Annotated in this window: 18 protein-coding genes; 7 read left to right on the top strand and 11 right to left on the bottom strand. The window is 40.2% G+C overall.

Annotated features, from left to right (window positions below; translation table 11 throughout):
- The first annotated feature begins 9 nt into the window (after nt 1–9).
- The gene (locus tag WC743_RS11180) at nt 10–234 is read left to right on the top strand and encodes a hypothetical protein (RefSeq protein WP_373012064.1); all 225 of its coding nucleotides are present in this window, start codon (nt 10–12) and stop codon (nt 232–234) included.
- Nucleotides 235–288: 54 nt separating this feature from the next.
- Here WC743_RS11180 and WC743_RS11175 read toward each other — a convergent pair whose 3' ends face one another.
- Complete coding sequence (locus WC743_RS11175) at nt 289–921, bottom strand: DUF4136 domain-containing protein (RefSeq protein WP_373012063.1); 633 nt, start codon at nt 919–921, stop codon at nt 289–291.
- Between the two features lie 215 nt (nt 922–1,136).
- Nucleotides 1,137–2,786 (bottom strand): NAD+ synthase, encoded by a 1,650-nt coding sequence (locus WC743_RS11170; protein ID WP_373012062.1) that lies wholly within the window; start codon nt 2,784–2,786, stop codon nt 1,137–1,139.
- A gap of 7 nt (nt 2,787–2,793) precedes the next feature.
- On the opposite strand from WC743_RS11170, the gene gldB reads away from it, so the two are divergent.
- Nucleotides 2,794–3,897: a gliding motility lipoprotein GldB gene (gldB, locus tag WC743_RS11165; protein ID WP_373012061.1), complete on the top strand. Its 1,104-nt coding sequence runs from the start codon at nt 2,794–2,796 to the stop codon at nt 3,895–3,897.
- Between the two features lie 70 nt (nt 3,898–3,967).
- Here the strand turns inward: gldB and WC743_RS11160 are convergent, their stop codons facing one another.
- Nucleotides 3,968–4,156: a hypothetical protein gene (locus tag WC743_RS11160; protein ID WP_373012060.1), complete on the bottom strand. Its 189-nt coding sequence runs from the start codon at nt 4,154–4,156 to the stop codon at nt 3,968–3,970.
- Between the two features lie 357 nt (nt 4,157–4,513).
- Between WC743_RS11160 and WC743_RS11155 the strand changes: the two genes are divergently transcribed.
- Together WC743_RS11155 and WC743_RS11150 are read left to right on the top strand one after the other, a co-directional pair.
- Nucleotides 4,514–4,867: an MmcQ/YjbR family DNA-binding protein gene (locus WC743_RS11155; protein ID WP_373012059.1), complete on the top strand. Its 354-nt coding sequence runs from the start codon at nt 4,514–4,516 to the stop codon at nt 4,865–4,867.
- Nucleotides 4,868–4,929: 62 nt separating this feature from the next.
- Entirely contained in the window at nt 4,930–5,136 is a 207-nt protein-coding gene (locus WC743_RS11150; protein ID WP_373012058.1) for a YtxH domain-containing protein, read from the top strand.
- A 62-nt stretch (nt 5,137–5,198) separates the two neighbouring features.
- On the opposite strand, the gene WC743_RS11145 is transcribed toward WC743_RS11150, so the two are convergent.
- Nucleotides 5,199–6,074, bottom strand: coding sequence for a polyphosphate kinase 2 family protein (locus WC743_RS11145; protein ID WP_373012057.1), 876 nt, complete (start codon nt 6,072–6,074; stop codon nt 5,199–5,201).
- 81 nt (nt 6,075–6,155) lie between these two features.
- Entirely contained in the window at nt 6,156–7,133 is a 978-nt protein-coding gene (locus WC743_RS11140; protein ID WP_373012056.1) for a hypothetical protein, read from the bottom strand.
- 274 nt (nt 7,134–7,407) lie between these two features.
- Between WC743_RS11140 and WC743_RS11135 the strand changes: the two genes are divergently transcribed.
- The 3 genes from WC743_RS11135 to WC743_RS11125 all read left to right on the top strand — a co-directional run bounded on the left by WC743_RS11135 (nt 7,408) and on the right by WC743_RS11125 (nt 9,828).
- Complete coding sequence (locus WC743_RS11135) at nt 7,408–8,403, top strand: alpha/beta hydrolase (RefSeq protein WP_373012055.1); 996 nt, start codon at nt 7,408–7,410, stop codon at nt 8,401–8,403.
- Nucleotides 8,404–8,630: 227 nt separating this feature from the next.
- A complete protein-coding gene (locus tag WC743_RS11130; RefSeq protein WP_373012054.1) occupies nt 8,631–9,404 on the top strand; it encodes an HAD-IIA family hydrolase in 774 nt (257 codons plus the stop codon).
- 229 nt (nt 9,405–9,633) lie between these two features.
- On the top strand, nt 9,634–9,828 hold the full coding sequence (locus tag WC743_RS11125; protein ID WP_373012053.1) for a hypothetical protein: 195 nt from the start codon (nt 9,634–9,636) through the stop codon (nt 9,826–9,828).
- 40 nt (nt 9,829–9,868) lie between these two features.
- Here WC743_RS11125 and WC743_RS11120 read toward each other — a convergent pair whose 3' ends face one another.
- The 6 genes from WC743_RS11120 to WC743_RS11095 all read right to left on the bottom strand — a co-directional run bounded on the left by WC743_RS11120 (nt 9,869) and on the right by WC743_RS11095 (nt 15,908).
- Entirely contained in the window at nt 9,869–10,912 is a 1,044-nt protein-coding gene (locus WC743_RS11120; RefSeq protein WP_373012052.1) for a fatty acid desaturase, read from the bottom strand.
- 46 nt (nt 10,913–10,958) lie between these two features.
- Nucleotides 10,959–11,282, bottom strand: a complete 324-nt coding sequence (locus tag WC743_RS11115) for a hypothetical protein (RefSeq protein ID WP_373012051.1) — start codon at nt 11,280–11,282, stop codon at nt 10,959–10,961.
- A 43-nt stretch (nt 11,283–11,325) separates the two neighbouring features.
- A complete protein-coding gene (locus WC743_RS11110; RefSeq protein ID WP_373012050.1) occupies nt 11,326–12,057 on the bottom strand; it encodes an acyl-CoA desaturase in 732 nt (243 codons plus the stop codon).
- A gap of 326 nt (nt 12,058–12,383) precedes the next feature.
- Nucleotides 12,384–12,578 carry a cold-shock protein gene (locus tag WC743_RS11105; RefSeq protein ID WP_373012049.1) on the bottom strand — a complete coding sequence of 65 codons (195 nt, stop codon included), beginning with the start codon at nt 12,576–12,578 and terminating at the stop codon, nt 12,384–12,386.
- A gap of 204 nt (nt 12,579–12,782) precedes the next feature.
- Entirely contained in the window at nt 12,783–14,486 is a 1,704-nt protein-coding gene (locus WC743_RS11100) for an HAD-IIB family hydrolase (RefSeq protein WP_373012047.1), read from the bottom strand.
- Between the two features lie 333 nt (nt 14,487–14,819).
- The gene (locus WC743_RS11095; protein WP_373012046.1) at nt 14,820–15,908 is read right to left on the bottom strand and encodes a class I SAM-dependent methyltransferase; all 1,089 of its coding nucleotides are present in this window, start codon (nt 15,906–15,908) and stop codon (nt 14,820–14,822) included.
- Nucleotides 15,909–15,986 lie beyond the last annotated feature (78 nt).

The raw sequence follows: 15,986 nt of genomic DNA, 5'->3' as shown, positions 1-15,986 counted from the left end.
TTTAAGATAATGAAATTTAAAACAAGGGTGGTAGTGCTGGGGGCTTTACAAATATTCAGCTTAAATGTATTTAGTCAATGTACCGGTGATCCAAATGATCCCGGAATCCCTATTGATCCGGAGGACCCTCCATGCTACGTCCCGCTCGATAACTGGTTACATGTATTAGTTATAGTTGCCATTATTTTTGGCGCTTACCATTTATACAAAAAGCATAAAGCCCTTTCTGCTTAAATCAGAAAAGGCTTTATATAATAGTAAAGGCCAGATAATGCTGGCCTTTGCCATTTATGATCTTTTTGTTGTAGGGGTTAACTCCAGTTGCTTTAAAATACCATCAACCACTTTAGGGATGTCTTTCATAGTTTGTTTTGGGTTATGCAGTTCACCTACACCGTAACCGCGCCATACAATCGTATTGGTTTTGGTATCTATCAGGTCAATAATAATTGTACCTTCTTTGTAGTGTACTTTCTGTCCATAACCATATCCGTATCCACCTCCGTAATATCCGGGCCAGCCCCAACCCCAGCCGAAGCCCCAGGGGCGGTAAAAACCACCATATCCAAATCCCCAGCCACCAAAACCACCATAACCATAATAAGGTGAATAGTATTCGGTTTTTGTACCCCGGCCGGTAACTGTAGCATAGCTAACTAATAAATCGGGATTTTGCTGTTCTAGGGTTAATCCCTTTTGTGTAAGGGCCACTTTTACAGCTTCCTGTATTTTACCGTTACCTATTTCATTCAGCGGTCGCCATTGCTTGTTTGGGTTAGTTTTTTGAGCCGCCCATGCAAACGTGCGGTATTTGGTTAAATTAGTTTTATTAGCAGCAGCTGTGTAGTAATTGTAACTACTGCAGGCAGACAGTGCAGATATAAACATTACCGCCAGCATTAAATGAACATACTTTTTCATGACGTCAGATATAAATTATATAGACTTAGACTATGCAATCTACAAAGGTTTAACCAGAATAATTTTAAAAAGAAATTTAGGATTATTAAGAATATAAGCCCTTAAAAACAATAAGAATTAACCCACCAATATGCATAATGTTTAGCACCTTGTTCCGGTTTGATCCGCTCTGTTCCGCTTTTAGCGGAACGGAACAACAATTATCGAAGTTAAATTTACGATAGATACTTCCCTACAATTGGCATACGCCTGCCCATCCCAAATGCCTTTGGCGATACACGCAAAATTGGTGGTGTTTGATAGCGTTTATGTTCGGCCAGATTCACCAGTTTTATTACACGCTGAACGGTATGTTCGTCATATCCTAATTTCACAATCTCGGCAGATGAGCAGCGGCGCTCCACATACTCTTCAATTATTTTGTCAAGTATATCATATTCCGGCAACGAATCCGTATCCTTTTGACCAGGCCTTAATTCGGCAGATGGTGGTTTAATAATAGAATTGACAGGGATGATCTCATTATCTCTGTTAATATATCTGGCCAGCTCAAATACCTGTGTTTTGTAAACATCACCTAAAACAGATATACCGCCACACATATCACCGTAAAGTGTTCCGTACCCAACCGCGGCCTCGCTTTTGTTTGATGTATTTAATAAAATGTAACCAAACTTGTTGCACATAGCCATTAATACAACAGCCCTGCTGCGCGATTGTATATTCTCTTCGGCTATATTAAACGGAAGGTTTTGAAATTGCGGGTGCAACTGTTCTTCAAATGCTTCGGTTATTTTAGCTATTGCAACCGTTTGGCTCATACAACCTAAATTATTCACCAGGTCTTCGGCATCTTTAATAGAGTGGTCGCTTGAAAATTTTGACGGTAACAACACTGCCATCACATTTGCGGCACCCAAAGCTTCGGCAGCCAGGGCACATACCACGGCAGAATCTATCCCTCCGGATAAACCCAATATCGCCTGTTTAAATCCCGACTTATAAAAATAATCGCGGATGCCCAATATCAGCCCCTGGTGTATCTGTTCAATATCACTTTGCCTTTCGGTCCTTAGGGTTGATGTGTGCTCAAAGGTAATTTGCGCGTTATCATCCAAAGTATAATAAGCCATCTGCTCCGTAAAATAAAGCATTTCATCGGCCAGCTTGCCGGTATTATCAAACACTAATGATCCGCCGTCAAATATCAGTTCGGTTTGCGCGCCTACGTGGTTTACGTAAAACAGCGGCAGCTTGTACCGGCTGGCATTATCACTTAAAATATTAATACGCTCTTCGTCGTGGTTATATGCAAATGGCGATGCCGCAATGTTAATCATTACATCGGGCTGCTGTTTGATCAGTACATCCATTGGCCGCGTAATGTACAAGGGGTTTTCTATGGTGTTCCATAAATCCTCGCAAATGGTGAGCGCAATCCTTTTACCTTTAAAATCTATACAATTAAATAATGTTGATGGTTCAAAATACCGATACTCATCAAACACATCGTAATTTGGTAAAAGCGCTTTGTTTACTACAGCTTTTACTTCACCATTCTCAATAAAATAGGCGGAGTTGTTCAGGTCCTTACCTTCGGGATTGTTATTGAATGTTGGCAAGCCAATAATACAGGCAATATCAATACATTCTGCAGCTATTTTTTTGGCGGCCTCATCACAAAGGTTAATAAACTCCTTAAACTCTAAAAAATCACGGGCCGGATAACCGCAAACACACAGTTCAGAAAACACTACCAGGTCGGCACCTTTTTCTTTTGCCTCATGAATATGAGCAATGATCTTATTGGTATTTGATTCAAAATTGCCGACATGATAATTAAGCTGGGCTAATGCGATCTTCATAGGTACAATGGTAATGCTTACGCGTAATGCAAATAAAAAAATTATTTTTGCTAAAACGTTAAAAATGATGTCATATTCCCTAAAAACACGACTAATCTGTCTAAGTTTTTACACATGCCTGTTATTTACAGCCTGCACACATAATAAAAAGGTGGATGTGAGCAACATACCCGTTAATGTAAAGATAGAACGTTTTGATAATGACTTTGATTTACTGCGTACAAAACCACTTACTCCGCATATAGCCGCGCTGCAAAAAAAGTATGGTGTTTTTTATACTGATTTTGTTGAACGCATAATTAAGATAGGCGGCACAGCCGACACCAATTATTATAAAAACCTGCATGATGTTTTTGCGGGCAAAGCCTATACAGATCTTAAGCACGACGTTGATGCCGTTTATAAAAACACCGATAAGCAGGATGCAGAACTAACTGACGCTTTCAGGCGTATTAAATACTACTTTCCGCAAAAGCGATTGCCAAAAGTATATGCCTACATATCAGGTTTCCAGGCACAAACATCCATTGGTGATGGCTATTTCGCCATTGGGCTCGATCTGTTTTTGGGTGCCGATTCCAGGTTTTATCCCTCATTGATAGAGACTTTTCCACTTTACATATCGCGCAGGTTTACGCCTGGTAATATTACGCCACGGGTGGTTGAAGGCATAGCCCGCGAGGACATGTTCCCTGAAGATGATAAAAACACTACCCTGTTATCAAAAATGATCTACAACGGTAAGATCATGTATTTTATGGATCAGGTATTGCCTGATGTGCCCGATTCAACCAAAATAGGTTATACCAACCAGCAAATTAAATGGTGTGCAGATTATAAAAGCAACATCTGGCGTTTCTTTTTAGAAGAGAACCTGCTGTATGAAAGTGATTATCAAAAGATCCAGAAATATTTAACCGAGGCCCCGTTTACCCCCGGTCTTGGGCAAGACAATGAATCGGCACCAAAGCTGGCCATTTGGACAGGCTGGCAGATTGTTAAACAATACATGGAAAAACATCCCAACATTACCTTGCCGCAGCTAATGGCCGAAACTGATGCCCAAAAGATTTTGAACGAGGCCAAATACAGGCCAAAGGATGACGAATAAATACAATAAATTATTCACAAAAAAGGCGCTCATGAATGTCATGAGCGCCTTTTCTATATTTTATTAAAAACTATTTCAGGATCCCGAAAACAGCTTTTAAACATACTATTGATGCGATAAGCAATATAATATTTGAAACTAAAGTACTATGAGGGAAATCTGCAAAGCGTAAGTATACTCCTACTAAACCTGCAATAATTGTAATAACTAAAAATATATAGTGACTTTCTGAATTTGCGCCTTTAGTTGTTGATTCCATTATTCTGTTTTTTATTTGACGCAAAAATATAAATGTTTAATGAAAAAACTACATGTTTTAATATTTTAATCAGTCATTTTAAATTTTCAATATACTCAGTCTCAGACCCGGCCATTAACCGGACTACATATAAGGCACATCAATTTTTATCGGCTGCATTTATATACCGCTGTTTTGTACCTTATTTGATACGCACTGAACTCTTTTTAATCAAAACAATCATTTTCCATATAAGCGTAATTATTTATGCGCTAAACCACAAACCTGTTTAGGGCGTGCGTCGATATAAAAAAATCAGGCAAATCATTCGCTCGGTAAACACTTCTCGCTTCAATCACAATTTATTAACTTGCAGTTATGGGTACCGATGTATTTATATATCTGCAGTTTCTGCGTAAAGTGCTGTTGGGCATGCCGGGTGTTACCGAAAAAATGTGCTTTAATACCCCCGCTTTTTATGTAGGTGGTAAACTATTCGCCCGTATAAAAGAAGATGGTGAAAACCTTGTCATCGGCACACTTGAACGCGATAAATGGATGCGGGCCAATCCTGACACCTATTACATTACCGACCACTACCGCAATTATGATTACATGCTGATAAATCTCGAAAAGGTTGACCCTGCAGAATTGAAAGAACTGCTTATTACCGCCTGGAGTAACCGGGCTACCAAAAAGTTAATTAAAGAATATGAAGCCAATGCCAATTGATCACTATTGGCATTATAGTTGTAAATGTTAGTATACACAGTTACAATTAAAAACTTAAAATTATGGGCTTATTAAAATTTATAGCGGTTGGCGCGGCCATTGGATACGGAATAAACTATATCACCAAAAAAGGCGAGAATGGAAGATCGATACTTGATGATTTGACCGAGAATGCACCTGAATGGTTTGATAAAGCAAAAAAATACGCCACAGACAAGGTTGATATGGCCGTAGATCAGGTTCAACAAAAAAAGAACGAATACCAATAAGGGTTCGTTCTTAAAAAAGAAAGGCTGCAATTAATTGCAGCCTTTCTTTTTATCTTAATAATCTAATCTTTTTCTAAAATTCTCCGTGCTTCTTCCAGTTCCTCTGCCTTTTCTTTTAGCATTATAGGGAAACTTAGTTTTAGATCTTTAAGTGTTTGCAAAATAATGGTAGAGATTGCAATCCTCGTAAACCATTTCTTATCCGCGGGAACTACATACCAGGGGCTGTTATCTGTTGTTGTTGCTTTTATCGCTGCTTCATAGGCTTCCATGTAATCACCCCATCGTTCTCGTTCTTTTAAATCGTCTGCTGCAAATTTCCAGTTCTTTTCAGGATCTTCTATTCTTTTTAACAAACGTTCCTTTTGTTCCTTTTTAGAAAGATGAAGGAAAAACTTAATAATCACAGTTCCATTACTATTCAAGTGCTTTTCAAAATTATGAATGCTCACATAGCGCTGCTCCCAAAACTTTTTACTTATATCGTTTACATCAGTAATACCTGGAATATTTTCCTTCAATATCAATTCGGGATGTACTTTGGCTATCAAGACGTTTTCGTAGTGCGATCGATTATGAATGCCAATACGGCCTCGTTCGGGTAATGCTTTATAATGCCGCCATAAAAAGTCGTGCTCGTAATCTTCAGTGCTTGGCTGCTTAAAACTAAAAACCTGGCAACCTTGCGGGTTAAGCCCGGACATGGTATGGGCAATGGCACTGTCTTTACCTGCAGCATCCATAGCCTGAAATATTATAAGCAGGGAATATCTATTGGCTGCATAAAGTTCTGTTTGTAGTATTGAGGTTTGTTTTATCAGATCTTCTAAAATCTCCTCTGCGTCTTGCTTTTGATAATCGGCAGTGTAAGCAGTGTCATGATCATCAAGAGAAAACTTTCCGGGCTTTATTTTAAACAGGCTGATTATATCTTTCATACAGTATTTTGGTATTATACTAATAGGAAAGTGCTTGTAAAAGTTTTAAGAGTTTTTACTCATTAATAAATAAAAGCAATTTTAAATTCTACTTGCCGCATAAATAAAGTAAGCGTTTAGCGACAGGTACACAACCAATAAAACCTGCGCGCAAATTAAATCAAATCTTTTAGCCTTGTCGATCTTTTCCTGTTTAACAAGTTTTAGAGAATACGAAGTGCAAATGATAACGGTGAGGATAAACAGCAAGGTAATGCCATGCAACGTATCAACCAGTGTAAACGTGGTAGATTCTGGTAGCGATGAGTCTATAATGTACTTGTTACCAATAACCGCAAACAAAGCACCAACGCTTAGTCCAAACCGCGAATCAATGCTATCTGTATGGATATAAAAACACATGTAGGCAATTAAAAAAGCAACATACATTCCCAGAAACATTTTCCAGAACAAGCCCATTGCATCTCTGTCAATTTGTAACCTTACTTTAAAGTTACTATACTCGGTATGTGGTTTTTTTAAACTTTCATCTCCAAAACCCGTTTCATAAATTTTAATGCCGGTAGATATGTCAAGGCTATCAATACGCCATCCCCGGAGGGTAAATCGCGGATCGAAATGTTTACCGAGCGTATCAGCGGCAAAAACCAGTGATTTAGAATCAAACTGAGAATTTTCAATAGAAAAACGCAGCTTCTGCCGGTCGAACGGAAAATTATTTATCGCCCATGAATCCTTCATCACACATTGCAGCTTCATTAATATATAGATCTTGTTATCGCTGGAGTCAACAGTCGAGTATGATGTAGTAAATGTTTTAGCTTGCGGTATTTCAAGATTATGCAGAAAATCGAACTTTTTATTCTTGTATTTTAGCCACAGCCACAGGCTAACATTGTACTCTTTATCCTTAAAGTTGATATCATGTATGCTGGTAATATAAACGCCGCTGTAAACAGTATCCGGAGTTGACTTTTGCGCGATAGCTATTGATGATGCAAATAGAATAACAATAAAAGTAATTACTGTAAGGAACTGTTTAGCGGTTTGTTTCAGCATAAATTAAACATTTTGGGATACCAGGCTAAAGTAGTACTTTTTGGTTGAAGTAGTGTCCCTTTGGCAACAGCTTTTTGTTGCACCTAACACGGCCCTCCTGCAATAAAAGTGTATAATAAATTTCCATTTTGTGTAACTAAATTCATTTTGATCTTCATAACTTTATTAAAAGGAATTTCCAGTCGCAACCACGAGCCATTTGTGGTATGATTGAAACTCCATCTAATCCGGTTCCGTAAAAAACAATCTATTCATAATTATTAAAAATTCACCTATGGAAACGTATCAAGAAAAAGAAGAGGTCTTAGACTTTAAAGTTGACCCTAATTTGTCCCGGGAAGTTAAAGAATTTTTAACAGCCCTAAATTCGGGAGGTACCCCGCTTGAAACCATGGCTAACCAGGATGCCAGGAATGTGTTAGTTAACGCGCAGGCTTCTGTGAACGTTGACCTTTCAGGGATTGAAGAAACTGAGAAAACCATAACGGCCGACGGTTTTACAATTAAACTGAATATTGTACGCCCCGAAGGTGTTAAAGAAAAGCTGCCTGTTTTTATATTTATTCATGGCGGGGGATGGATCCTGGGTGATTACCCTACCCACAAACGCATGGTGCGCGACCTTGCTGTGCTTTCTGGCTTTGCCGGTGTTTTTGTCAATTACACACCCTCTCCTGAAGCGCAGTACCCACAAGCTATTCATGAAATTTATGCCGCCACAAAATGGGTGGCTGAGCATGGCGATGAAATTAACGTTGATGGCAAAAACATGGCGATTGTTGGCAACAGCGTTGGCGGCAATATGTCTACCGTAACAACACTGCTGGCTAAAGAGAATAACGGACCAAAAATTAAATTGCAAATTTTGATGTGGCCGCTTGTAGATGCCGATTTTGAAACTGTTTCTTATCAGAAATTTGGCGATCAGCGTTTTTTAACTACTCCGCTAATGAAATGGATGTATGACAAATACACCACTGATCCGGCCCAGCGAAGAGAGATCTATGCATCGCCTTTACTGGCCACGGTTGACCAGTTGAAAGGGCTGCCGCCGGCACTTATACAAGTATCAGAAAACGATATACTAAGGGATGCAGGCGAAGCATATGGCAGAAAATTAGATGAAGCTGGGGTGCCTGTAACTACTGTACGCTACAATGGCACTATTCATGATTTTGGCTTGCTGAACGCTTTAGCAGAAATACCACAAACTAAATCTTTATTCATACACGCGGCGGCCGAATTAAAAAAACATCTTAATAACGGGTAGCCCCAATATAATAGATAGGCTATTTAAAAAGAGGGTGCCAACATTTATGGCACCCTCTTTTATTTTGGGCGGAATGATTGCAAAAGGTTTTAAGAAAGTACCAGGGTCGTCTGATCTGATTGCCAGATGCCGTTTCTTTACCGGCATTTAATACAGGACAATACCTAATCTTATTAAACTATTTTTTAATAAGATTGTATTGGGGATTAAACAACAATAAACAAAGTATGAAACAAGGACTTTTGATTGATATGGACGGCGTTATTTATAGCGGTGAAGAACTGATTTTTGGTGCCGACAGATTTATAAAGCATTTAATTGAGAAAGACATACCATTTGCTTTCATGACTAATAATAGCCAGCGAACAAGTTTAGAGGTTGTGAGGAAGCTAAAAAGACTGGGCATAACCGTTGAAGCCAGGCATATTTATACCAGCGCAATGGCTACAGGAAAATTTTTAGGAGACCAAAGCCCTAATGGCACAGCATACGTTTTGGGAGAAGGCGGTTTATTAAGCAGCCTGCATGAAAATGGCATCACATTAGTAGATAGCGACCCGGAATTTGTGGTATTAGGCGAAGGAAGAAATTTTACTTTAGAAATGGTACAGAGAGCTGTAGATATGATCCTGGCTGGTGCTAAATTTATTACAACCAACAGGGACCCATCGCCTAAAAAACCGGGCTGGAACAATTTAGGCATTGCTGCAACTACAGCAATGATTGAAGAAGCTACCGGAAGAAAAGCTTTTGTTACCGGCAAGCCAAGCCCTGTGATGATGCGGTCGGCACGTAAGTTCCTGGGGTTAGAAACTGCAGAGACAACTGTTATTGGAGATACAATGGAAACAGATATACAGGGAGGTGTTCAAATGGGCTATAAAACGATCCTGGTATTATCCGGAATAGCAGATAAAGAGCATTTGGGTTATTATGCATTCAAGCCAGATCTGATTGTAGGCTCGGTTGATAAAATTGAATTCCCGCTTAAATGGTGGTAAATTCCTTTCCTATGAGCATGGAATAACCTTACACCTTTCTATTTAATTAAGCCCGTTCACATTTGCCTGATCGTTTTTGTCAATCATTTCTTAGGCTACCTTTCGAGAAAATAATTAAAACCATGGTTAATTATGGTTGTTTTTTACCATATGACCATGCAGTAACGGTTTTTCCATCAGTCCTCTTTTCCAGATTGTTGTAAAACCTGAATTGTTAAAAAATATAATTATGAATAGCCTCAAAGAAAAGCGACCGGCGGAAAGCGGTGCGGGCAAGAAAAAGAACCTTTATACAGAACTCCCTGTAACTGAAGACGAAACCGCAGTAAAACGAACGGAAGAAAAAACAACGATATCACCGGAACAGGCCGAATCCAGTGTAGCTGCTGAGCTTAAAAACAGGGAAAGCGGCAAAAGTAAATGAACAAAAAACGGCAGTGGTCTTATACCGCTGCCGTTTTTAATTAGCTCTTTAATTGTCTTTTACTTTGCAAATAAGGCCGGTAATATATTTCATAGAACTGCTTTTTTGCATCCCTGTAATGGCTTATCGCGCCCAGCCAGTTCATCAATTTAATGTAATACCAGGCAAAATCAATTTGGAAAGGCTTAAAACCGCTTCTGGCGCTCTTTGGAAACAGGTGATGGTTATTATGCCACTCCCCGGCAACAATACCCGGCCATAGCTGGTTAATGGATTTATCCTTTTGGTTATAATCTGTACTTGCATTTTGTTTGTCCTTACCCTTGGCATGCCCCTCATAATTAAAGGTACGAACGCCAACTGCCCAGAAACCTGCAGCGCCGAACAAACAAAAAGCCAGCGCATGACCGCCTATCAGGTAAAAAACTAAATACCAGAATGACCAGTTGAACACCCATGATAAAATAGCACGCCATGGATTCACATATGAGCCCCAGCGCTGGTATTGCGTATAGGTGTTGGCCTTTACGCCGGTATGCTTCATTAGCTTGCTTACCCGGCTATAATCGCCAACATTTAAATCTTTGGCAATAGGCTGGTGGTTCACATCTGCCAGGAAACAATACAGGAAACCGGCCTGCGCGTTATAGGGGTCACCCGGCTGATCAGATTTGGCATGATGCACATGGTGAGAGATCACATAGATCTCTTCCGGGATAACGCTGATAGTTAGGTTCTGCGTAATGAAACGCCAGAATTTATTGCGGAAAGTGTAAGCACCGTGCGTACAATAACGGTGATGCCAGATGGTGCCATGCGTTCCCATTATGATCATTCCATAAATAAAGGCGGCGAGCACTGTCCACCAGCTCAAGAAGTAAATAAGAAACAGCACGAAAAACGGCACAAGGCATAAAACCTTCAGCCAGCTAAAAAATGGCAACCAGTTCTTCCGGGTTTTAAATATGTTTAATCTTGAAAAGAATTCGGCTAATATTTGTTTGACAGCGGGCTTAATTAAAGTCCCCTGTTCGTCCTTCCAACCGTAGGAAGGGGCTTGCAGTACATGATCTAAAAATGGCATTTGCTAAAATTTAATAGTAACGGCTTGTATAAGATTTGAGGCGCGCTTAACGGCGCAGCCGGTTTGGGTTATAGGCAATTACGTATTGCAGTTGATTTTTAGCCAGGGTATTTGCATCCATGATCTTTTCAAGATTGTCCAGTCCCTGGCTTAACGTAGCTTTAACGATACGGAACAGCTCCGGTAAAACTTCCGGCACCACTTTAGTAGATATAGTTGGATAATAGCTTCTTTCAATAGCTGCTTTTTCAGCAGCGGTGGCCAGGCTCACCTTCCAGTGTTCATCAGCTTTAAAGCCATTTTCATTAGCGGCATTGTTCAGGTCAAAGAGATACTCCCTGGCTTGATATTCTATGGTTTTAGTGTTCATATTAATATGTTTTAGTGGAGTATATAAACTCCCGATTTTTTGTTTAATAAGCTTTTCGTAATGTAATTATCCGCATCCAGTTCAGCAGTTTCATCACCGGATAAACCGGGTCTATCTCAAACCATTTCTTGCCAAAATTGGCGCTATTGGGATGCTTGTGGTGATTGTTTTGGAACAGTTCACCAAGCATCAGAAAATCAAATGGTGTGGTGTTTTTAGATTTATCCTTATTGTCAAAGTTGGTATAGCCGTATTTATGACCGCACCAGTTTACAATTGCGCCATGGATAGGCCCCATCATAAAATGTATAGGCAATAACAGGAACATCCACCAATGTGTGGCAAAGAAGATGTAAAAGCAGGTATAGGCGGCGGCAAAAAGCAGCCTTGATAAGATCGAGGACCCCATTCGGTCAATAAGTGGCCATTCGGGGTAATGCCCCGGAAACTGCGCTTCGGGATCTTTAGTACGCTTTACATAATCTCCAAAGGTATTTATGGTAGCCTTCATCATTTGAAAGATGTCGACAAAAAAGTGCGGTGAATGCGGGTCCTTCTCCGTGTCGCTAAAAGCATGGTGCTGCCGGTGCATCAGTGCATACGCTCTCGGATTTAAAAAGGAGGTTCCCTCAAACAGATAGGCCATCACATAAAACACCCGTTCCCAGGTTTTACTGGTCGTAAACATCCGGTGCGAAGCGTAACGGTGCTGGAAAAATGTTTGAAAGAATAGCGACAGAAACCAGTGCGCTATAAAAAAAATAAGTATGATCATAAAAAAATTGTTATTGATAGCAGTAAATAACAGGCATGGTTATTCCATGACTATTAACGGTATTAGAAAACAGAGAGGGTATTGTTCACTGTTGGCCTGAATTTACCAGGTGAAACTTGCGCTATAAATTTAAGCTGCGCTTGTTATTGACCGGTAAATGTTTGTGGGTATTTGTGCCAGAAACAGCAGGTACTTTATAGAAAGGCTATTTAATATAAACTATTAATCCGGCCTTTTATTGTGGCTTAATCAGCCGGTTGTGGGTTTTGCAAATAAAAAGCACCGCCGGTAAAGGCAGTGCTTTACGAGTAATTTATAGTTATTGGTTAAATGACTTTTACATTAACCGCGTTAAGGCCTTTTTTGCCTTCTTCTACATCGTATTGTACGTGATCGTTTTCACGAATTTCGTCGATGAGGCCCGTTGAGTGTACAAAAATATCGCTTCTGTCATCACTCTGCGAAATAAATCCAAAACCTTTAACGGTATTGAAAAATTTCACTGTTCCTTCCTTTTGCATTGTATTTTATTTTAATAAGTATACAAGGTAGTCATTTTAATCGGCAAATATTTCTTTTTAGTAGAATATATTAACAATATATTAAACAATGACTGTGCAATTATAAAGTGCAGACATATTGAGGTTCAATTGACAGATTTCCCTTCACCGCCCTGGATGAAAACAACGTCATTCGGGGTCATGAACCTTAAATATCTTATTTTATCAGCCTGGCGCTGTATAACGTTCATGGATAAGCTGAAAGATCGCTTCCCTGGAGGTTTGGGCGTTTTTGTCCCGTTCTTCTATCTTTTCGGTACGCAGGGCAAGCTCTTCATCATGAACCGACCCTCTGAACCATCTGGAAAAATCTTTTTGCCCGAGATGATAAAGCCAGGTTTCATCATCAACCCCTACTGCCATTTGTGTAAAAGTGTTTAGGTTATTGGCTTTCAGGTTAAGTTTATTTTGGGGCCCTTTAAAATAAAAGCTGTTATCCCCCATATCCCCGGTAGCATATTTACGTTTATGCCGCCGTAGTAAAGTACCGGGCATAACACTTCTCACGGGCACCGTTTTGTTCTGATCTTTCCGCCATACCAGTACTTCGCCTTTTTGCAACTGGATATTTTCAGGGATATCCATTTCCACATTAACAATAGCAGCAAATTCAGCCATAAATTTGCCAGGTGCATCACCCATCATAATGGCAATATTTACTCTTTCCAAAAATATGTGACTGATCAGATCAGGCTTGGTAGTGATGGCAAAAAAGTTTTTAAAGTCTTCCGGGAAATTGAAGAAACTATCTTCAGTTTCTTTAGGTATGAGGTGGTGCGCTTCATCCATAATAATAAAATGGGGATGCCCTGTATTTTTACGCAGATCTACTACGGCGGTTAGCAATTTTTTAAAGAAGACCGGCCTGTCACTCAACGGAATGGCCAGGGTGCATACAACCACGTTTTGTGCTGCCTGGATAAGCAATTTGGTCACTTCCTCAATCACCAGTGGCTGGCTTGCATCTCCCATTGTTACAATATCAGGCAAATCCAGATAATCGCCTTCAGGATCTATCAGGCAGAACTGGTACTGCTTAGCTATTAATTTTTCAAGGAAGGCTGCTGTGAATGTGGTTTTACCAGCCCCCGAAGTGCCCGCCATTAACAAACTGTGCCCGTAAGGACTAACCTCAAAAGCCGAACCATCAAAACACTGCCCCAGTTCCAGGTAATGCCGCGATAAGCGGTGATCCAATGCAGCCAGATCATCTTCTATCATTTGATTAATCAACTCGGCCACGCCTTCCCCATGATGGTGATCTGTGGTCCAATCGGCAGTGGCTTTAACCTGCGGTAAAGCATTGTTTACGGCTACGGCGCATTCAACATTCTGTAACATCGCATTATCATTTTCCGCATCGCCAATGGCTACGGTATTATGCTCGGATATCGCCAATTCTTTTAAAGCCTCATGTAAACCTCTCGCTTTGTTAATACCCGGCGGCAAAATCATTACAGCTCCCTTATTAAAGATCACCTGGTATTCCAATCCGGTTTTTTTGATCGTATTCAGCACTGCAACTTGATGAGGTTCCCAGGTGGCCACTATAACCCGGCCAACCGAAAGCGGCTTAATTTGCTGCGCTTTCAGTTTTAAAATGAAAGATTCCGGGGGCCGCTTTCCCAATACTTTTTCTATTAAAGTAGCCGGCTGATAGATCAGGGCCCCATTCTCAGCCACAATTCGGTCAAACAAGGCACATTCCGGAAATACCCTTTGAAGATCTTCCAGTTCCCGGCCGGTAACCAGGATTAGTTTACGACCACTTGCCTTGAGTCGTTCTAAAGATTTAATTATTTCAGGTGAAACCCGTTCATTTTTGGCAAGTGTCCCATCGTAATCAGTTGCCAGCACATGGTATCGCATAATGTAACGCCGTTTAAAATTGTTTATTTATCTGTTCATCTTAACCTCTCAGATGATTGTTATCAAGTCCCGCTTTAGAAACAGCCGTTCTATTGTTTAGTACAACCAGTATTAATAATATAACAAATGACCTTTGCCATAGATCTCTATTTTTGGGTTAACCGCTCAAATTCCGTGCTAATCCTAAAATTCCGTTAGTAAATTGGTGTAATACTTTAGTAAAGTAAATGTGACAAAATAAGCAATCAGAAGATCTTTTAACCTAACAGGAAAACAGGAAAACAGCAACAGGCCGGGAAGAAAGCTCCGGCAAAAAAGGTGAGTAAAACATCGTTAAGAAAGTTTTAGTCCTGAAAGTTCGGCTACCGGCATCCCTTTTTGCTGAATGAGCACTTTAAATTTGCTTCCCATATCAACTAATAAGGTATGTGTTAGCATAACCTCCTGCATTGCCAGTTGCGCAACATTTCCGGTTAAGTCGGCGGTATTTCTTAAATATTCTTTAAAACCAAGCGCCAGCAGAAACTGTGCCTGGCTGGTTAGGCCACAGCAGATTAATCCGTTTTGGTGCCCCCAGTGACATAAGGCCGAGAAATTGACATGAGCGGTAATGTCCTGTTCACCCACATAATGAAAAGGCTGATCATTGATCTGGTGTTGATGATAACAAAGCAGGGTACCCCGGTTCCGGCATGGCTTGTATAACTCTTCGGAGTGATAACCATAATCTATGGTCATTACATACCCTTTTTTTAATGAAGCCGCGACAACTGCGATCCATTGAGTGGCCTCCAGATTGATCTCTGTCCGGAACCCTTTTGGCAATATAATATTCAAATCAGCCATGTAATCCCTGATCGCTTTTGATGCAGGCCTGAGTAATTCTACAAAACCATTCTTATCGTCCACAAAAACCTCCATCAGTTCATCCATCATTACTACCTGATGAACCGGGAAGTTATCGATCAGTTCATTAGACAGGATACAGCCGGTAATATCAGGAAGATCATGAATCGAATTACACCAGCTAACCTTTTCCTGCAAATGTGCTTTTTCCTTCTTGCACATGGCAGGGCTCTTTTCAATAATGGCATAGTGAAGCTGATCATATAGTTGGGGAATGTTTTTGAGATAATCCAAAATATCATGGCAGAGAACGCCTGTTCCTGCTCCATACTCAACTACTGTAAATTCGTTTCCGCCGGTCAGATGCCACATTTCTTCCAGCTGCCTGCCAATCATGGCCCCGAATACCGGACCAAGACTGGAACTGGTATAAAAATCGCCGTTTTTACCAATTTTATCCGGAGGTGCCATATAGTAGCCCAATTTTGGATGATATAAGGCCATTTCCATGAAATCATGAAAGGAAACCGGGCCTTCTTCCCCGATCCGGTGCCGGATAATTTCTGCTAACGCCACTTACAGGTAAGTATTAAAGAAATCTATTTAAAAGAACTTCAATAATAATACCATATAGATTGATATCCCTTTTCGCAC

Origin of the sequence: Mucilaginibacter sp., assembly GCF_041660805.1 — a bacterium.
GTDB lineage: Bacteria > Bacteroidota > Bacteroidia > Sphingobacteriales > Sphingobacteriaceae > Mucilaginibacter.
Note: the sequence above shows the minus strand (reverse complement) of the source record. Positions and strands in the feature narration are given on the sequence as shown.